This window comes from Pandoraea terrae (assembly GCF_902459695.1).
GTDB classification, from domain to species: Bacteria; Pseudomonadota; Gammaproteobacteria; order Burkholderiales; family Burkholderiaceae; genus Pandoraea; species Pandoraea terrae.
This window is the reverse complement of sequence record NZ_CABPRZ010000012.1, coordinates 92,290-111,332: the sequence shown is the minus strand read 5'-3', so window position 1 is coordinate 111,332 and position 19,043 is coordinate 92,290. Positions and strand designations below refer to the sequence as shown.

Genomic DNA, 19,043 nt, shown 5'->3' with positions numbered 1-19,043 from the left:
GAATGGATGCGAATTGCGCTTCGGGTGAGGCGCAAATGACGTCCGGTGACCGCCGCATTCCAGGAGGTAGACCATGCATGCCATGCATACCGGCTTCGTCGTGTGTCCGGCGTGCCTCGCGCGTTTTCCTGTCGCGGCGACAACGCCCGACATTGAGCACATGCGGCAATATCTGGCGTCCGACGCACGGGTGCGATGCCCGACGTGCGATACGACCTTCGCTTGCAACAAGGCGCTCAGCAGTGTCGAACTTGAACCCGTGCAGGACGGCGTCACGCTCAAGCCCACGCCGGAGCGCAGCCTGGACGGCATGGACAATCATTGAGACGGACGCCAGGCCGCGCGTCAGGCGGCACCGGCGATTACAGCGGCGTGAGCAGCGGCTGTCCGGCGAGATGCCGGTTGGCGTTCTCGATGAATAGCGTGATCGCGGCGTCCTCCGCTTCGGGGGACCGTGCGCCGACGTGCGGACTCAACACCACATTCTCCAACCCGATCAACTCGGCAGGCGGTGCAGGCTCACCCTCGTAGACGTCGAGCGCGGCGCCGGCGATCCGCCTGTCCCTGAGGGCCTCGGCAAGTGCCGCCGTGTCGACCGAGCTGCCACGTCCCACATTGACCAGATATCCCGAAGGGCCAAGCGCGTCGAGGATTTCCGCATTGATCAGGTGATGCGAATCCGGGCCGCCCGGGGCGGTCACGACCAGATAGTCGGCCCATTCGGCGAGTTCGCGCACGCTATTGAAGTAACGATAATGTTCCGGCACATCGTCACGCGCCTTGCGGTTGCGATAGCCGATATCGATACCGAAGCCCTCGGCGCGCACCGCGAAGCGGCTGCCGATGGCGCCCAGGCCGACAATGCCCATGCGCTTGCCGGAGAAATTCGGTGGCGTCGGCAGCGCGTCGCGCCAGACACCCTTGCGGCACGCGGCGTCGAATGACGGCACGAAGCGCACCGCGCCAAGCAGCAGCGCAAAACCGTGATCGGCCACGCAATCGGCATTGCTGCCCGCGCCATTGACCAGCTTGACGCCATGCGCTGCGGCGGCTTTGCGGTCGATGCTTTCATGACCGACACCGAGTGCGGCCGCCAACTCCAGCTTGGGCAAGCGCGCGAATTCCTGCTTGTGCAGGCCGCGCGCACCATTCGTCAGCACAAAACGGATATGTGCGTCGGCGTCGCCCCAGCCGGTATCGGATGGATCGAAACCGGGATCGTGAATGACGTGGAAGTGGGCGCCGAGGCGTTCCAGATACTCGGGCTTGAGGGGGATCAGTACCAGTAGGGAGGGCAACACCATGAATCTCCGCAGGATTCGTCATCTTCGCCATTGCGGTGGCCGCAAGGCAGAAACGGCACGCCGCCCTTGAGGCCACGTGCCGCACCGTACCGCTACGCGACGCATTGTGCATTGCGTCAACTGCGACACTGTAGCGGGAAAGATGAATCCTTGCTCGAGACTTCCCGACGGACGCCTTCGAGGTCGTTCCGGTGGGTAAAACTTCAAGCGGGAACCGGGTTTCGCGCCGGTCGTGCGCGAAATCTCCCCAGCGTCAACATGGTCATGCCGGCCAGCAGGGCAGGCACGCCGATGGCGGCGAACAAAGCCGGCATGGACCAGCCCAGCGACAGCATCGTGGCCCCGCCGACCGAACCGACCACCGAGCCAAGCCGGCCGACGGCGTTGGCCCAAGCCACGCCCGTTGCGCGGCAATCGGTCGGATAAAAGTTGGCCGACAGCGCATTCGCGCCGACTTGCGAACCCGACACGCAGAAGCCGGCGAAGAATACGGCCACCGAGACAAGCAGCGGCGAGGTGGCCAACGCGCCGATCGTCGCAATGCACACGCCGGCCAGCGCATAGCTCGCACTCAGGACGTAGTGCGGGTTGAAACGGTCCATCAGCCAACCGAGCACGATCGCGCCGAGCGTGCCGCCGACCTGGAACATGGCGGCGACGATCGCTGCGGTGCGCAGCGACAAGCCGGTCGTGCGCAACAGCGTCGGCAGCCAGCTCGAAAGGAGATAGATCACGAGCAGGCTCATGAAGAACGTCAGCCAGAACAGCAGCGTGCCGCGCAGGAAGGCCGGCTTGAAGAGATGGCTGACAGGTGAGCCGGGGGCGCGCTCAGGCACCGCGAACGTGGCGCCGCGCAGATCTTCCGCCGGGGCGACGCGTTGCAGCAGCGCGACGATCCGTTCGACAGGCTTGCGCGCGATGACCAGGAATCGCACCGATTCCGGCAGCTTCCAGATCAGGACCAGACTCAGCACCAGCGGCATGACGCCACCCGTCAGCAGCACCGAGCGCCAGCCGAAGGATTCGACGAGCCACGCCGATGCGAGGCCGCCGATGGCCGAACCGATCGTGAAGCCGCAGAACATTGTCGTAACGAGGAACGAACGGCGCGGCTCCGGACAGTACTCGGAGGTCAGCGTGATCGTGTTGGGCATTGCGCCGCCCAGTCCGAGGCCCGTGAGAAAGCGCAGGGCGATCAATTGCCAGAGGTCGCCGGACCCTGCCGAGGCGAGGCTCGCGAAGCCGAAGAAGACCACCGAGAAGATCAGCACGCGCTTGCGGCCGAAGCGGTCCGCCAGCGGGCCGAAGATAAGCGCGCCTGCCATGAGGCCGGCAAGCCCGGCGCCGAACAACGGCGCGAGGTGGGCAGGTGTCAGTTGCCATTCAGCGCGGATCGCTGGCGCGATGAAGCCGATGGCGGCCGTGTCGAAGCCGTCGATCGCCACGATCAGGAAGCACAACACCACCGTCATGACCTGAAACGGCGACAAGCGATGACGATCGATGAACGCCGTCACGTTGATGGGGGGGATTGCAGGCATGGTTGTCTCCTCCGTGTGCCTGTAGGGGGCGGCGGCGACCCGGAGGCTGCCGCAAAAAATGAATCGAAAGGTCCGGCTCGCGTCGCTTGTTTTTGTGGGTGCGACTGCGCTTTTTGCACTTGCTGCAATTGCGGTGCAGACCGCGATTTACAGCCAGGACACCGGATTCAGGCAGTTTTCGGCGCGCCAGCCGTGCAGCCATTGCAGCGCGTCGTAGAACTGCGTTTGCGTCCGGCCGACCCACAGCGAGTTGCGTACGAGCCGCTCGACGCCTTTCGCGTGATAGATGCGGCCCATGTCGCGGGCGGCGAACAATACGCGCGCGGTGCGCGGGATGCGGGCCTGTTCGTACAACTGGAACGCGGCTTCGAAATCGCCACCGGTCTTTGCCACGGCAGCGCCGAGCGCGACGGCATCTTCAAGCGCCTGGCATGCGCCTTGCGCGACGTATTGCGTCATCGGATGCGCGGCGTCGCCGAGAATCGTGGCGCGGCCGAAACTCCATTGCTCGACCGGATCGCGGTCGGCGGTCGCCCAGCGTTTCCACGACGTCGGGCGATCGAGCATCTGGTGCGGCAGCGGATGAATGCCATCGAAATACGACAGCACTTCGGCCTTGCTGCCTTCGCGCACGCCCCACGTTTCCGTTTCGCGGCTGTGGAATGTCACGACGAGGTTGTATTGCTGGCCGCCGCGCAATGGGTAGTGCACCAGATGGCAATGCGGGCCCGCCCACACGACAGGCGCGTTGACCTGCAGGTCCGCCGGCATGTTCTCCACGTCGACCACGGCGCGATAGACCACATGGCCGGTCACGCGCGGTTCGTCGCCGATGAGCGCGTGACGGATCGCGGACTTCACGCCGTCGCAACCGACCACGGCGTCGGCCGTGTGGCGTTCGCCATGCTGATCGATGACTGTCACGCCCTGGGCATCCTGTTCGAGACGTTCGACGCGCGTGGCGGTGCGGAACTGAATCAGCGGGTGATCCTGCACGGCTTCGAGAATCGACAGATGGATGTCGGCGCGATGGATCACCGCGTACGGATTGCCGAAGCGCGCGCGATAGGCGTCGCCGACGTCGACAACGGCGATTTCCTTCGCATCGATGGCGTCCATCAGTTTGAGCTGATCGGTGAACACCGAACGATTGCGCGCTGCATCGCCGACGCCGAGGGCGTCGAGCGCGGCGAAGGCGTTGGCGGCGAGCTGGATGCCCGCGCCGATTTCGCCGATCTTCTCCGCCTGCTCAAGCAGTTCGATGCGTACGCCCTGGCGCGCGAGCGCCAGGGCCGCGGCCAGGCCGCCGATGCCGCCGCCGACGATGATGACTTTGCGTTGCTGCGTATTCATGATGCCTCCTCGCATGATGCCTCCTCCCGTTCGTCTATGCGGAATAGTCCGGCTGCATGGCGGGCGCCGCCTGAGCGAATGCGGGATGTTCGATTGCGTGCGCGTAGATCGCCATCGCGCGCGTATAGCGGGACAGGTCGCAGCGCATGCGTTGCGCGTTGGCGATCTGTGGAATCAGGCACACGTCCGCGAGGGTCGGCGCATCGCCAAAGCACCATTGGCCGTGACTGTGGCGCGAGAGCAGACGCTCCACGCCGGCCATGCCTTGCGCGATCCAGTGCTGGTACCAGGCGTCCTTCTGTTCCGGCGACACCTTCAGCACTTCCTGCAAATACTTGAGGATGCGCAGATTGTTGACCGGATGGATGTCGCAGCTGATCAGGCTCGACAGCTCCAGCACGCGAGCCCGCGCTTCGGTGTCTTGCGGAATCAGGCGAGGTTCCGGATACGCCGCGTCGAGGTAATCGATGATCGCAAGCGACTGGCCGAGCGAGAACTGGCCATCGACGATCGCCGGCACCACGGCCGACGGATTGACGGTGGCGACGTACGTCTCGTCGCGATGCTCGCCGACACGGATGTTGACGGGCAGGGTATCGAACGCGACGCCCTTCAGACCGAGCGCGATGCGCACGCGGTAGGACGTCGAGCTATTGAAGAAACTGTAAAGCTGCATGATGTGTCTCGCGGTGCGTTCGCCGGCACCGGCGCCGGCCAATGCCGGCGAACGCGTAACCGGCGCCTCAAACGATATGGACCTTGATTTCGCCGAGACCCTCGACGGCCGTAACCATCGTCTCGCCGGCCTTCACCGCGCCCACGCCTTCGGGCGTTCCCGTGAAGATCAGGTCGCCCGGTTCCAGGCGGAAGAATTGCGACAGGTATGACACCGTTTCGGCGACGGACCAGATCAGGTGTGTGATGTCGCTTTTCTGCTTTCGCGCGCCGTCAACGGTCAACGAAATGCCCGCATGCGCCGGATGACCGATTTCGCTGACCGGATGGATCGGCCCCATCGGCGCGGAGGCATCGAATGCCTTGCCGATTTCCCACGGACGGCCCATCTCGCGCATCTTCATCTGCAGGTCGCGGCGCGTCATGTCGAGGCCGACCGCGTAGCCCCACACGTGTTCAAGCGCGCTCTCCAGCGGAATGTCCGACCCGGCCTTGCCGATCACCGCGACCAGTTCCGCTTCAAAGTGATAGTTGGCCGTTTGCGCCGGGTACGCCAGTTCAAGCGTTTCGCCGTAAGCGACCGGGATCACGGCATCGGCCGGCTTGCAGAAGAAGAACGGCGGCTCGCGGTCCGGGTCGAAGCCCATTTCGCGGGCGTGCGCGGCGTAGTTGCGGCCGACGCAATAGACGCGGCGCACGGCGAACTGCGCGTCGCTGCCGGCGACGGGAACTGCGACGGTGGCGGGCGGCGGGAAAACGTAGGACATGGTCGTTGCCTCAGAAAAATGGAAACACGGGGCCGGCCGGAGGGCGCGCGGGGCGGCGTCGTTATCCGGCGAAGCGGTTTTCGGGAGCCGGCGGGGAGCGGATCGACCGGGATCGAACGCGCATCCCCGCGCGGCGTCAGGTGCGCGATTCGCGCAACAGGTTCAGCGCGGCGAGCACGGGGCGGTCCGAGTAGCTGAACAGCACGGCGTCGTCGATGGCGGCGAGCTGTACGGGCGCCCATGACGGCACGACGAAGACGTCGCGCGGCTCGAACTGGAACTGCGCATCGCCGATGCGTACCGTGCCGCGGCCTTCGACCACGGAGAAAACGGTGGCATCGGTGCTGCGGTATGTCTTTCCTTCGAAGCCGGCAGGCAGGTACTGCATGAACGTCGCCATCGTCGGCATCGGCCAGCCGCCGGTCACGGGATTCGTGTAGCGCAGCTTGATGCCGTCCCAGGCGTCGAGTTCGCCGTTGCGAAAGAGTTGATCGAGCGCTTCGCGGGAGCGGTCGTACGGGTAGCTGAAGATCGGCGACGTCGGGTCCGTGACGCGATGGCGCACGGGCACCATGTTGTAGCCGAAGCGCGCGAAACTGTCGCCTTCCGGGCGGGTGACCGGCTGCTGCGATTCGGGATAGTTCTCTGCGAAACCGGCGTCGAACTGCTGCACGAGCGGGATATCCAGGCCGTCGAGCCAGACAACCGGCTCGCCCCCGTCGGCTTCAACGGGATTGCCGTGGTCGTGCCACGTCCACGACGGCGTGATGATGAAGTCGCCGGGACGCATGGTGGTGCGCTCGCCGTTGACGGCCGTCCATGCGCCCTTGCCCTCGACGATGAAGCGCAATGCCGACTGCGTATGGCGGTGGCTTGGTGCGATCTCGCCGGGCAGAATCAGTTGCAACCCGGCGTACAGCGTACCGGTGATGCTCGACTGACCGGGCGTGCCGGGATTCTCGAGAATCAGCACGCGGCGCACGGCTTCTTCCGCGCTGATGACCTTGCCCGCTTCCATGACCAGCGGCCGCACCTGCTCGTATTTCCAGATGGCAGGCACGATGCGGGGACGGGGATGCGGCGGGACCAGCGAATGCAGCGATTCCCACAGCGGCGTCATGTGGCTGCGGCCGATGTGTTCGTAGTAGGCAGCGCGTTCAGCGCTGGGAGCGCGATCGTTCATGCAAGTCTCCGTGTTGATGTCGGCGCCTGCGGTTGCCGTTCGTCGGGTGGGACGGGGGCCAATCAGGTCTGTGCGTTCGGTCTATGACTCACGTTATACTCGCCGACATATGAAGATTGAAATGAAATATTCGTCATATCCATACGAAAAATCGTATGGCTGGAACGGCGGGGGCGAGGGAAAAATGGAGGCGGGACGATGGACTGGACACAACGCCTGCGGCTGCGAAACCTGCAGATGCTGTTGAGTCTGGCCGAGACGGGCAACATGAGTCAGTCGGCGGCCATGCTCAACACCACGCAACCGGGTTTGTCGAAATGGCTGAAGGATCTGGAGGACGATATCGGCCTGCCGTTGTTCGAGCGTCTGGCGCGCGGATTGCGGCCGACCCCCTATGGCGAGTCGCTGATCGCCCATGCACGCCGGATCGAGGCGCAGCTCGACACCGCGCGCGACGATCTGGACGCCATGCGGGAGGGGGGCAGCGGCCTGGTGGTGATCGGCACGTCCGGCGCCTCAGCGGCGGATACGGTGCCGTTGGCCGTGCTGCAACTGCTGCAGCGCTTGCCGGGGGCGCAGGTGCGCGTGGTCGAGACGACCATGGACCGGCTCATGAGCCAGCTGGCGCATAACGAACTGGACATCGTGGTCGGACGTTCCGCACCGGAGCTGCATGATCGCCAAGTGCTGACGGAGTCGCTTTACCTTGAGCCGCTGCATTTCGTGGCCCGGCCGCGCCATCCGCTGTTTGCGCGCGAGACAGTGGCCACGCTCGACTGGCCCGACCTGCAGCCGTTCCGGTGGGTGGTCTGGCCGCGCGGCACGCCGATCCGCAACGCGCTGGAGACGGCGCTGGCGGCGGCGGGGCATCCGTTTCCGGCCGACAGCGTGGAATCCAACTCGACCGTGCTGAACCTGACGCTGCTCAACCACAGCGACATGATCGGGCTTCAGTCTCACCGCACGGCGCGCCGGTTGGAGGAACTGGGCGCGCTGCGGATCGTGCCGCTGCGGCTGGCGGGCTTCGGGTCGGTCTCGATGTACTGGCGTGAAGACGGACTCGCGCGCGTGGCCGTGGCCACGGCGCTCGAATGCCTGCGCCGGGCCGCGGACCGGGCCGTCAGTGACGGGGGGGAAAGCGCTTAGGGCCTACGCCGGCAGATGCTGCGACACCAACGCGCCGAGCGATGCCGACGTCGCGGCGGACAGGGTCCAGCCCAGGTGGCCGTGGCCGGTGTTGTAGAAAACACGCGGCGCCCGGCCACGCATGACGCGCGGCATCATGTCCGGCATCATTGGCCGCAGCCCGGCCCAGGACACCACGCGAGACGTATCGATGCGGAAATTGCGCCGCACCCACTGCACCAGCGGTTCCACGCGATCGGCACGAATGTCGCGGTTATAGCCGTTGAATTCGGCGGTGCCGGCCACGCGAAAGCGCGACGCGCCCAGACGGCTGGTGACGATTTTCGCGCTCTCGTCGAGCAGGCTGACCCACGGTGCGCCGGCGACACTGGCTTCGTCGTCGAGGTGGACCGTGATCGAATAGCCCTTCACCGGATACACGTTGATGCGGTCGCCGAGCTGTCCTGCGGCGTCGCGGCTGCCGACGCCTGCGCAGACGACAAGCGCATCCGCCTCGATGGTCTCGGGCGTATCCGAGGGGGTTGCATCGAGCGGATCGGCCGCGCGCAGGATGGCGCGCACGCCACCCGCATCAGCGCGCAGCGTTTCGGCAATCACGCCGTGATGGAACGTCACGCCGCGTTTGCGGCAGGCGTCGGCGAGGCCGCGCGTGAACTTGTGAATGTCTCCCGTGGCGTCCGACGGGGTATAGAACCCGCCGTGATAACGCCCTTGCAGGGCCGGCTCCATGGCGGTGATTTCCTCGGGGGTCACGGCGTAGCGCTCGAGTCCGCCGGCCGTGAGCAAGGTATTGCCGCGAACGGCAGCGGAGAAGGATTCTGCGTCGTGATAGAAGTGCAGGATGCCGCGTTTTTCCAGGTCGAAATCGATGCCTTCGCGTTCGGCGATCTCGAACATGCGGGCGCGTGCGGCGATCGCAAGACGCACCGTCTCGATCGTGTTCTCGCGATGGTGGGCGATGCCGCCGACAAACTCGCCAAGCCAGGAGTACTTGTGCCACGACGGCGCGGGATTGAGCAGCAGCGGCGCGTCGCGGCGCAGCATCCACTTGAGGCCCTTGAGGATCGTGGCGGTACTGTTCCACACTTCGGCGTTGCAGGCCGAGAGTTGGCCGCCGTTGGCGAACGACGTTTCCATCGCCGCATAGCGGTGACGGTCGATGACGGTGACGGAATAGCCGAGTTCGGCGAGGGTGTAAGCGGTCGTGACGCCGGTAATACCGGCGCCGAGCACGAGGATGTGCGGCATGACAGGTCCTGTGAATGACGGGTTGAGCCGGCCTTGATGCATTTCTGCACGATTGGCGGCCGACTACCCCATCTGTCACGGTACCTGAGAGCTTGGGCGCACCTGACGGCGGTGTGCCATCCCCTTCGGTGGGCGCCCGAAGCGCCTCTCTCCAGAGTTTGCGGCGGCGCTACAGTCCTTTTGCCTGAGAGTTTCCGGGGTGGTTGCTCCGTCGGCGCCGGCCCGGCGCATGATCGCGTCATGCGCCGCCAGTCTCTCCTGCAGCGTCGTTCTTGCTGAGGCGATTTATATCACGAACGTTTGCGGCGCTGCGAGGAAAATTAATTGCTACACTTGCCGCCATCGTTATCTCCTTGGCGGAATCCCAATGATCGGCCGCATCTCCGGCGTCCTGCTGGAAAAGAATCCCCCCCACATCCTGGTCGACTGCCAGGGCGTCGGCTATGAACTCTCGGTGCCGATGAGCACTTTCTTCAATTTGCCGCACATGGGCGAGCGTGTGGCGCTGCTCACGCAGTTCATCGTGCGCGAAGACGCCCAGCTGCTGTTCGGCTTCGGCAGCGCAGAAGAGCGCAATACCTTTCGCGAGCTGCTGAAGATTTCCGGCGTCGGTGCGCGCACGGCGCTGGCGATCCTCTCCGGCATGAGCGTCGCCGACCTCGCGCAGGCCGTCACCCTGCAGGAGGCCGGCCGCTTGACGAAAATCCCGGGTATCGGCAAGAAGACTGCCGAACGCCTGCTGCTCGAGCTCAAGGGCAAGCTGGGCGCGGAACTCGGCACAGCGCCGGGCACCGCCATGCCGCACGATCACAAGAGCGATGTCGTCAATGCGCTGCTGGCCCTCGGCTATTCCGACAAGGAAGCGCTGGCGGCCGTCAAGACGGTGCCGGAGGGCGCGAGCGTGTCGGACGGCATCAAGCATGCCCTCAAGGCGCTCTCGAAGGCTTGAGGGACTGACGTGTCGCCGGTGGGCGGGGCGTGCTTGCGCCTGCGGCTGACCGTGCAGCCCACAGGAGTCACCCCGTGCAACTGAGATGGCTCGAAGATTTCGTTGAACTGGCGCGCACGCGCAGCTTCACGCGCGCGGCGGAGAACCGGTTCGTGACCCATCCTGCCTTCGGGCGGCGCATCCGCGCCCTCGAGGAGTGGGTCGGCACGCGTCTGATCGAACGGTCCAAGCCGCTCGAACTCACGCCGGCGGGCACGGTCTTTCTCGATGCGGCCACCAACGCGTTGGAAATCCTGCACGGCGCGCGCACCCAGTTGCAGGACGCCGCGCCGGCGCTTGAGAACAATCTGAAGATTGCCACGGGCCGCACGCTCGCCGCCACCTATTTTCCGGATTGGTATGACGATGCCGTGCGTCGCGCAGGCTTCTTTACGGCGACGCTGACCACGAGCGGGGCCGAGGAGGCGATCCTCCGGCTGGCGTCAGGCGAGGTGGACCTGCTGATTGTCTATTCGAGTCCGCATACGCGGCTGCTGATCGACCGCGATCGTTTCGACTGGCTGCCGGTGGCGCGGGAGCGCCTGGTGCCTGTGAGCGCGCTCGACGGACGCGGGCGGGCCTTGTTTCACCTGCCGGCGGGCAGCGATCCGCTGCCGTGGCTCGCCTTTGCCCGGACGCTGACGTTACGGGCCGTGCTGGCGCGGCATCTGGCGGAAATGCCGAACCGTCCGGCGCTGCGCCCCGTGTATCAGGCCGATTCCTATGAATCGATCCTCGCGATGGCGCGCCGCGGGACCGGCATCGCGTGGCTGCCGCATCGGCTGGTGCAGGACGACGTCTCGCGCGGCATCCTCGCAGTCGTCGGCGGCCCGGAATGGCAGGCCGGCTTCGACATCGCCCTGTATCGGCGCAGGCACGATGCGCATCCCGTGCTCGACGCGCTCTGGCCGCAACTGGCCGCCGGTCACGCTGACGACTGACGGCTTCGCCCGAAAAAGCAGATTTCCGTGCCGAAACGGCACAAAGCCCGATTTTCCGCCGTCTACACTTCGCTCCTTCAGACTGGCAGGGCGCCGTCTTGCCCCGCATTTCGGGGACGGTTCGCCAAATCCCCAGCCAGCGATCAAGAGGAGCAGGGCATGACCAAGAACACCCGCAGCGCCGCGCCGGCGCCTCACAATCCCTGGCGCGAGATCTGCGCCGCCAGCATCGGCAACGCGCTCGAATTCTACGATCTGTTGATCTATGGCTATTTCGCTATCGTGATCGGGCAGTTGTTCTTCCCGTCGCACGACGCGACCACGTCGTTGCTGCTGTCGGTGGGCACGTTCGGCATTTCCTTCGTTACACGACCGCTGGGCTCGATCATCCTCGGCAGCTATGCCGACCGCGCCGGCCGCAAGGCATCGTTGACCGTTTCGATCGCCCTGATGATGCTCGGCACCGCGATGATCGCGTTCGCGCCGACCTACGAACAGATCGGCATTGTGTCGCCGATCATCATCATCGTCGCACGCATGCTGCAGGGTTTCTCGACGGGCGGGGAATTCGGTGCCGCCACGGCATTCATGGTCGAACATGCCGATGCGAAGCGCCGTGGCTTTTTCGCGAGCTGGCAGATGTCGACACAGGGCTTGGCGACTGTGCTGGCGGCGGGCGTGTCGGCCCTGCTGAGCCAGTTCCTCTCGCACGATCAACTGACCGAGTGGGGCTGGCGCGTCGCCTTCGCGATCGGTCTGCTGATCGGGCCGGTGGGTCTGTATATTCGCCGCAACATTGACGAAACCGCCGATTTCAAGAAGCTGGGCGCCGCGCAGAAAGAAAAGTCGCCGCTCAGGGAAGTGTTCGGCCGCGACCGCCGGAACATGCTGCTGGGCGCGGGCGTGGTTGCCGCCGCGACGGCCTTCAATTACGTCCACAAGCTTTATATGCCGACGTATGCCGTCAAGCAACTGCACATTCCGGCCACGTCCTCGTTCGTCGGCGCGGTCGTCACCGGCGTCATGCTGATGATCGCGGCGCCCGTCGTGGGCGCGATGTCGGACCGTTTCGGGCGCTTGCGCGTGATGCTGTGGGCGTTGCTGCTCGTCGGCGTGACGACGTATCCGCTGTTCCTGCTGCTCAACCTGTTCCCGACCTTCGGCACCCTGCTCGCGGTGCAGGCGCTGGTCGGCTTGCTGATCGCTGCCAGCCTGGCCCCGCTGCCGGCCTTGCTCGCGGACATTTTCCCGACGAGCACGCGCGGCACGGGCCTGGCGCTCTCGTACAACTTCTCGGTGACGCTGTTCGGCGGTTTCGCCCCACTGATCGTGACCTGGCTGATCGGCGCCACGCACAGCAAGCTCGCGCCGAGCTACTACGTGATGGGCACGGCTGTGCTGAGCATTTGGGCCGTCGTCGCGCTGGGCCGCCGCATGCACGGCGCGCGCGCCACGGCTGCGGCCACCGCACGATAACCGTTTGATATCGCACCCCTCCCGGAGCCTTGACATGACCACGCTCGAAGCGATCCGCGCTGCCTTGCCGGCGTATCCGATCGAAGTTTCCTTTCCCGACATCACTCGCTGGAAGGCGGGCAACACGGGCATCGATTATGTGCACACCTTCGACAGCGGCAAGCCGGGCATGCACGTCATGATCCTGGCGCTCACGCACGGCAACGAGGTCAGCGGCGCGATCGCCGTGGATACGCTGCTCGCGTCGGGGCTGAGGCCGGTCGCCGGCCGTCTGAGCTTCGGCTTCGGCAACGTTGGCGCGTACGAGCAATTCAGCGCCGAGAACGCCGACGCCACGCGTTTTCTGGACGAAGACATGAACCGCGTATGGAGTACGGCGGCGCTGGACGGTCCGCGCACGAGCCGTGAACTGACGCGTGCGCGTGCGATGCGGCCGTTCCTGGATACGGTCGACCTGCTCCTCGACATCCACTCCATGCATGAAGCCTCCGCGCCGTTGATGATGACGGGGCCGTTGGACAAGGCCATTGCGCTGGCGGCGGAACTGGGTACGCCTGAGCATGTCATCATCGACAAGGGCCACGCGAACGGCACGCGCCTGCGCGACTTCGGCGGTTTTGGCGATGCTTCGAGCCCGAAGAATGCCCTGTTGATCGAGACAGGCCAGCATTTCGCGAAGAGCGCGCGGGAAGTCGCGCTGGACTGCGCTGCGCGTTTTCTGCTGCATGCGGGCGTGGTGGCGGAAGCGGACGTATCGGAATGGCTGACGCAACCGCGCGTGAAGCAGAAGTTCGTCGAGATCACGCAGCCAGTGATCGCGCGCACGATGGATTTCACGTTCTCCCAGCCGTTCACCGGGCTGGAAGTCATCGAAAAGGCAGGCACGGAGATTGCGCGCGACGGCGGCGAGCCGATTGTGACGCCGTACGACAACTGCGTGATCGTGCAGCCGTCGTTGCGGCACCTCGGTGTCGGCGTGACGCTGATGCGGCTGGGGCGCCTGCTGGACCGCTAACGCTAACGAGGGCGGGGCCGTCTCGCGCCCGCTCAGGATGCCCGGCAGCGCCGTCAGACGCAATCGAGCAGGGCATCCAGATCGTATGACGCGCGATGGCCGAGATCGCCCGCATGCGCTTCGAGGAATGCCTGCGCGCACCGGCGGCCCTCGTCGCGCAGCATCACCAGGAAATCCCATTCCGCGTTCAGCTTGGACGTCGAGCCGAGCGTGACGATCATGTCACTGGCGATGCGGTGGATTCGCATGCCCGCCCAGCGTCTGCCCTCCGGGCTGCCGGCGTCGGCCACTTGCCGGAGCAAGGCCATCATCCGCAATTCCTTGAGCAAGGTCGCGTTGAATGACACCTCGTTTACGCGGTTCAGAATCTCGCGTGCCGTACGCGGTACCGACGCACGCTCGACCGGATTGACCTGGACGAGCAGCGTGTCATTCGATTCGCATTCGCGGATCAGCGGCGTGATCGTGGGGTTGCCGGTGTAACCGCCGTCCCAGTATGCTTCGCCGTCGATTTCGACTGCGTGATAGAGCATTGGCAGGCATGCCGAGGCGAGCAGCGCGTCTTCGGTGAGGTCGGCGTTGCGGAACACACGCCCGCGCCCCGTGCGCACGTTGGTCGCGGTGACGAACAAGCGGATCGAGGACGCGGCCAGCGCCGGAAAATCGATATGTTCCGTCAGCAGCCGGCGCAGCGGGTTGAAATCGACCGGGCTCAGGTCGTAAGGCGAGACGACGCGTGCAGCGAGATCGAACAGGGTGAACAACGGCGAATTTTCGAGTGACCAGCGCCCGGCCATGACATCGAAGGGCATGCGGCGAAACGGGCTGAATTGCCCCGCCGAAGCGACGCCGCGCCAGAAATGGTCGAGGGCGGTGCGGGCGGCGTCCGGGCCGCCTCGGGCATGCCCCGAGATCAGTACGGCCGCATTCATCGCCCCGGCCGAAGTCCCCGAAATGCCTTCGATCTGAAGACGCGGCGCTTCGAGCAGCCGGTCGAGCACCCCCCAGGTGAAGGCGCCGTGCGCACCGCCGCCCTGCAGCGCGAGATCGATCTTCAAGGGGGCATGCGGGGCCCCAGCCTGCGCGGCGCCTTCCGGCGTGGCGGCAGCCCGGGCGTTGGCGCCGGAAAGAATGCGCGGCATAGAACCTCGGCTAAGCGATCGTGAGACCGCGATAGACGTCGGGATATCTGCACTCTCTCAGATAAAAATGAAATCGGCAACCGCGCCAAACGCGGGTGTCGTCACGCAACCATCGCTGGCGCCAGCGTGCCGCAAGATGCCAGACCTTGCCGCAACGCGACGATCGTATCCGCATCGAGCCATCCAATGAAGACAAGGACGTCCTTCGGCGCCGCCGCCAACGGCGTGGCACATTGTGTCATCCGGTGATCCGCCAGCGTGATTTGCAGCCGCCGCGCAGCCACCTGCACCACGTGCGCGGGGCCGTCCGCATCGCCCGGGCGAGCGAGCCGCACGATGCCTTTCGCCCGCAGGATGGTGCGCGGCAATTGCTTCAGCCATGCCTTCAGACGACCTTTGTCCAGCGGACCGGGGGCGGGCAACGCCAGGCTCTCGAATGCAGGCATGGCGATGCGCGGATGCCACCTTCCGTCACGGGATCCCACGAACATCGACGCAGCGGCGGGGCGGCTGTCGGCATGCGCTGCGTCGAAGGCCAAGGCCGGAGGAATCGCGCCATGGTCGGCCGCCACGACGATGTCGGTGGCCGCCTGCGCGCGAACGCGCGCGAGCACGCCGGCGCGAGCGGCGTGCGGCACGAGATCCAGTTTGGTGACGATCACCGCGCTTGCGCCGTCCAGCTGTTGGCGCGCCATACTGCCGACACGGGGATCGCCCAGGGTCTGCGCGAAGTTGACGGCGTCAGCCACGGTCAGCACGGCAGTCAGGCGAAACGCGCGATTGAGCAGGCCGATCTGGGCAATCTTTGCGGGGTCGGAAACCCCGCTTGCTTCGATGACGAGCACGTCCGGACGATCGTCCCGCATTTCCAGCCGTGTCAGGGCATCCACCAGCGCGCCGCCGATGGTGCAGCAGATGCATCCGTTGTCGAGCTCGATCACGTCGTCGGTGCGGGTGCGCACGAGCTTTGCGTCGATGTTGACCGCACCGAAATCGTTGACGAGCACGGCGATGCGCTTGCCGTGCGGCTCGGTGAGCAATGCGTTGACGACGGTCGTCTTGCCGGCGCCGAGGTAGCCGCCGACGACAATCAGATCGATCGGCGCGCGCACCTCAAACGCTTCCGTGCTCATCGCGGCGCGCGGAACACTTTGCCGCCGAGTACGGTGCCCCACACGGGCACGTCTTTCAGCGCATGCGGCGCACAGGCGCTTGGATCCTCGTCCAGCACGGCGAAGTCGGCATATTTGCCGACTTCGATGCTGCCGATCCGGTCGTCGAGGCCCAGCGTATAGGCGGCGCCGAGGGTAATCGCGTGCAGCGCTTCATCGACCGTGAGCCGTTCCGATTCCCCGAGAATGCGCCCTGACGACGTTTCCCGCCGGACCGCGCACCACGCGGTAAACAGCGGGCTCAGCTGCGTGATCGGCGCGTCCGAGTGCAAGGCGAGCGGAATGCCGAGCCGTTGCGCGGAGCCTGCGGCATCCATGCGCCTCGCCCGGTCGGGGCCCATCGTCTGCGTGTAATGCGCGTCGCCCCAGTAGTAGATGTGGTTCGCAAAGAAATTGACGCACATGCCGAGCGAGCGGATGCGCCGCAACTGCGCGGCATCGGCCATCTGGCAATGCTGCAGCGTGTGCCGATGATCGGGGCGCGGGTGTTGCGCGAGCATTGTCTCCATGGCGTCGAGCACGACGTCCGTCGCCTCGTCGCCATTCGTGTGGATGTGCAGCTGCAGACCGGCGCGATGGAACGGCAGGAACGTCTCGACCAGCTGTTCGGGGGGGATCAGCCACAGTCCGTTCGGTTGGCCGCCCGCGTAGCCGGGCCAGCGCACGCGCGCGGTGAAGCCTTGAATTGATCCGTCAACGATGAATTTGACCGGGCCGAAATGCAGTTTGTCCGTGTTGGCGGCGATCGCCTCGCGCAGTCCCCGGGCGCCCAGCGACGGACTGCGTTGAGGCGCAAGCGCAGGCACGATCCGCACCGGATAGTCCGGGTCGGACGTGACTTCGCGCAAGGTGCGATTGCCGGTCTCGGACAGATCGTTGACGAGATCGGTCGCCGTAGTGACCCCAGCCAGTTGCGCCACGCGCCCGAAATTCCAGACGGCGTGCGGTTTTTCGCTCGCCGCGATTGACAGCTTCGCGCCGATGACCTGATAGATCGGAAACATCGCCGCGAACTCCTGCAATTCGCCGGTGGGCTGCCCGTCGCCATCGCGTGCGATCCCGTCGATGTCGGTGTCTTCGTCGATGCCCGCGAGGCTCAGCATCGCACTGTTGACGTTCATCAAGTGCACGCTGGCGTGCAGGATGGCGATCGGACGCTCGGCACAGACCGTGTCCAGTTCACGCGCCGACAGGCGTGCCGTGCCGAAGAAAATCGGGTCGAATCCCCAAGCCAGCAGGGGCCCGTCGTCCTGCATTGCCGCTCGCGCCTCGCGCAACCGCGCAATGACCGCATCCAGCGTCTTCAGTCCGGGCCATAACGTGCCGTCAGGCCCGCGCCGGTCGTAATACCCGACGTAGGTGGCGTCCCACATGGCGCCTTCCATCAGGTGGCAGTGGCCCTCGACGAGTCCGGGCATGAGCACTTTGTCGTGAAATGTCTCGTCGATGTTGCACGGCCCCCATGCCGAGACGTCGTCCAGGTCGCCGACGGCGAGGATGCGTCCGTCGCGCACGGCAACGTGGGTGGCGTGCGGCTGGCGCGGATTCTGCGTGAGGATGCGGCGCGCGACGAAAACGGTAATGTCGCGTCGGGTTTCGTTCAATGGCATTTTCGATGGCATGGGCGTCGGTGACATGGTCGTCGGCGGGAATCAGGACAGTGCGTAAGGCTTCATCGGGCGCAGCAGCGTGTGACCCATGCCGAGGACCGCCAGATTGACCGCGAGACAGACCAACCCGAGGTTGAATCCGCCGAAATCGACGTGACGGGTGTAGCACCAGATCGCAAGCCCTTGTCCGGCGATGATCCCCGCTGCGACCGCGGCAGGGCGCACGCGGCGCTGCAGCAGGAGAATCACCATGCCCGGCACGAACTGGGTCACGCCGTAGTACGTCGTGTTGACCAGCGTGAGCATGAGGTTGGGCGTGAGCATGGTCGTCACGATCGACACCAGCAGATAGCCTACGATGACGAACTTCGCGGTGCGCTTCTGTTTGCTCTCCGGCAGATTCGGCAGCAGGTTGCGTGTGACGATCGGCCCGATCGCGAGACAGATGCCGGCCAGCACCAGCAGACCCGACAGCGCAGCTCCGGCGGCGACGAGGCCGAGCAACCAGCCCGGCAGCAGATTCACGGCGGCGGCGAAGAACGCATCGTTCGGCGAGCTCAGATGCAGATTTGCGCTGATCGCGTAGTACGACGCGATCACGAGAAACGGATACATCAGCATGTACAACGGCATCGCGACCTGCGTGCGGCGAATCGTGCCGGGGCTCTTCGCCGTGAAGAAGTTCTGCACCGCGAACGGCATCATGTAGAAGCCGAGCGACTGAAACAGCATGGTGCTCATCGAGAAGCGCAACTGATCGCCCGACATGCTATTGCTGACCTGTTGGCTGGCCGCGTGAAAGACGTCGTGCACGCTGCCAACGTTCCAGGCGACAGCGACGCCCGTCACGACGATGGCGACGACCATCAAGATGTCTTTCAGGATCGCGATATAGGCGGATGCGCGCACGCCGGAGATGGCGATATAGGTGAACGCAAGCGCGGCGGAGATGAGGATCAGGTGCAAGGGCTCGAAATGCCAGCCCAGGCCTTTGAGCGCGGCAACGAGGCCCGTGAACTGCAGTTGGCCCCAGGGCACGAGAAACAGGATTGCCGTGACCGCGACGACCAGTTCCAGCGCACGGCTGCGGAAGTGACCCTTGAAGAGGTCCGGCAACGTGATGGCGTTGTGGCGTTTACCGGCTTCCCAGATAAGCGGCCCGATGAAGTAGCCGATCGGGTAAGCGAGCAGGATGTAGCCGAGGAACCAGACGCCGTAGGTCGGCCCTTTGGCGTAAATGCCCCCGGGAAAACCGACCATCGTGCCGATACTGTAGATCTCGCCGGCGGTCAGGAAGAAAACGAGTGCGGTGCCAAACTGACGCGACGCGACGAAGAAATCATGAACGCTCTGCGAACCGTGGCCGCGTTTGGAGCGCAGCGCCAGATAGAGCGAATAGGCAATGAAGCCCAGAAAGACGACGGTGGACATGCCGGAAACTCCATTGGGGGACGGTGAACGGCGTGAAACGGGCAGCACCCG

The 19,043-nt window shown here is 65.2% G+C and carries 17 protein-coding genes and 2 riboswitches; of the genes, 6 read left to right on the top strand and 11 right to left on the bottom strand.

The features are described from left to right. Positions 1–73: 73 nt before the first annotated feature. On the top strand, positions 74–325 hold the full coding sequence (locus PTE30175_RS15370) for a hypothetical protein (protein ID WP_150697936.1): 252 nt from the start codon (positions 74–76) through the stop codon (positions 323–325). Between the two features lie 37 nt (positions 326–362). On the opposite strand, the gene PTE30175_RS15365 is transcribed toward PTE30175_RS15370, so the two are convergent. From PTE30175_RS15365 to gtdA, 6 genes are all read right to left on the bottom strand, one after another. Further along, a complete protein-coding gene (locus PTE30175_RS15365; protein WP_224788800.1) occupies positions 363–1,301 on the bottom strand; it encodes a 2-hydroxyacid dehydrogenase in 939 nt (312 codons plus the stop codon). Between the two features lie 206 nt (positions 1,302–1,507). Further along, the gene (locus PTE30175_RS15360) at positions 1,508–2,845 is read right to left on the bottom strand and encodes an MFS transporter (protein WP_150697934.1); all 1,338 of its coding nucleotides are present in this window, start codon (positions 2,843–2,845) and stop codon (positions 1,508–1,510) included. Positions 2,846–2,992: 147 nt separating this feature from the next. Then, entirely contained in the window at positions 2,993–4,198 is a 1,206-nt protein-coding gene (locus PTE30175_RS15355; RefSeq protein ID WP_150697933.1) for a 3-hydroxybenzoate 6-monooxygenase, read from the bottom strand. A gap of 34 nt (positions 4,199–4,232) precedes the next feature. Beyond that, positions 4,233–4,874, bottom strand: a complete 642-nt coding sequence (gene maiA / locus PTE30175_RS15350; protein ID WP_150697932.1) for a maleylacetoacetate isomerase — start codon at positions 4,872–4,874, stop codon at positions 4,233–4,235. Positions 4,875–4,941: 67 nt separating this feature from the next. Further along, positions 4,942–5,640 carry a fumarylacetoacetate hydrolase family protein gene (locus PTE30175_RS15345; RefSeq protein ID WP_150697931.1) on the bottom strand — a complete coding sequence of 233 codons (699 nt, stop codon included), beginning with the start codon at positions 5,638–5,640 and terminating at the stop codon, positions 4,942–4,944. A 136-nt stretch (positions 5,641–5,776) separates the two neighbouring features. Beyond that, positions 5,777–6,823: a gentisate 1,2-dioxygenase gene (gene gtdA, locus PTE30175_RS15340; RefSeq protein ID WP_150697930.1), complete on the bottom strand. Its 1,047-nt coding sequence runs from the start codon at positions 6,821–6,823 to the stop codon at positions 5,777–5,779. Positions 6,824–7,021: 198 nt separating this feature from the next. Between gtdA and PTE30175_RS15335 the strand changes: the two genes are divergently transcribed. Beyond that, positions 7,022–7,969, top strand: a complete 948-nt coding sequence (locus PTE30175_RS15335) for a LysR family transcriptional regulator (RefSeq protein WP_150697929.1) — start codon at positions 7,022–7,024, stop codon at positions 7,967–7,969. A 3-nt stretch (positions 7,970–7,972) separates the two neighbouring features. On the opposite strand, the gene PTE30175_RS15330 is transcribed toward PTE30175_RS15335, so the two are convergent. Further along, on the bottom strand, positions 7,973–9,217 hold the full coding sequence (locus PTE30175_RS15330; protein ID WP_150697928.1) for a D-amino acid dehydrogenase: 1,245 nt from the start codon (positions 9,215–9,217) through the stop codon (positions 7,973–7,975). A 62-nt stretch (positions 9,218–9,279) separates the two neighbouring features. After that, positions 9,280–9,379: riboswitch (glycine riboswitch) on the bottom strand. Next, positions 9,380–9,488, bottom strand: a riboswitch (glycine riboswitch). It lies immediately after the preceding riboswitch. 96 nt (positions 9,489–9,584) lie between these two features. Between PTE30175_RS15330 and ruvA the strand changes: the two genes are divergently transcribed. The 4 genes from ruvA to PTE30175_RS15310 all read left to right on the top strand — a co-directional run bounded on the left by ruvA (position 9,585) and on the right by PTE30175_RS15310 (position 13,637). Beyond that, positions 9,585–10,166, top strand: coding sequence for a Holliday junction branch migration protein RuvA (ruvA, locus tag PTE30175_RS15325; protein ID WP_150697927.1), 582 nt, complete (start codon positions 9,585–9,587; stop codon positions 10,164–10,166). A gap of 74 nt (positions 10,167–10,240) precedes the next feature. Continuing rightward, positions 10,241–11,146, top strand: a complete 906-nt coding sequence (locus PTE30175_RS15320) for a LysR family transcriptional regulator (protein ID WP_150697926.1) — start codon at positions 10,241–10,243, stop codon at positions 11,144–11,146. Between the two features lie 159 nt (positions 11,147–11,305). Further along, entirely contained in the window at positions 11,306–12,622 is a 1,317-nt protein-coding gene (locus PTE30175_RS15315; protein ID WP_150697925.1) for an MFS transporter, read from the top strand. A 34-nt stretch (positions 12,623–12,656) separates the two neighbouring features. Then, positions 12,657–13,637, top strand: coding sequence for a M14 family metallopeptidase (locus PTE30175_RS15310; RefSeq protein WP_150697924.1), 981 nt, complete (start codon positions 12,657–12,659; stop codon positions 13,635–13,637). A 53-nt stretch (positions 13,638–13,690) separates the two neighbouring features. On the opposite strand, the gene PTE30175_RS15305 is transcribed toward PTE30175_RS15310, so the two are convergent. The 4 genes from PTE30175_RS15305 to PTE30175_RS15290 all read right to left on the bottom strand — a co-directional run bounded on the left by PTE30175_RS15305 (position 13,691) and on the right by PTE30175_RS15290 (position 18,992). Continuing rightward, positions 13,691–14,677, bottom strand: a complete 987-nt coding sequence (locus PTE30175_RS15305) for a patatin-like phospholipase family protein (protein ID WP_224788799.1) — start codon at positions 14,675–14,677, stop codon at positions 13,691–13,693. Positions 14,678–14,880: 203 nt separating this feature from the next. Continuing rightward, positions 14,881–15,912, bottom strand: coding sequence for a CobW family GTP-binding protein (locus PTE30175_RS15300; protein WP_150697922.1), 1,032 nt, complete (start codon positions 15,910–15,912; stop codon positions 14,881–14,883). Beyond that, positions 15,909–17,561, bottom strand: coding sequence for an amidohydrolase (locus tag PTE30175_RS15295; RefSeq protein WP_150697921.1), 1,653 nt, complete (start codon positions 17,559–17,561; stop codon positions 15,909–15,911). Before PTE30175_RS15295 ends, PTE30175_RS15300 begins: the two co-directional genes overlap by 4 nt. A 42-nt stretch (positions 17,562–17,603) precedes the next feature. After that, on the bottom strand, positions 17,604–18,992 hold the full coding sequence (locus PTE30175_RS15290; protein ID WP_150697920.1) for a sodium:solute symporter family protein: 1,389 nt from the start codon (positions 18,990–18,992) through the stop codon (positions 17,604–17,606). Positions 18,993–19,043: the final 51 nt, after the last annotated feature.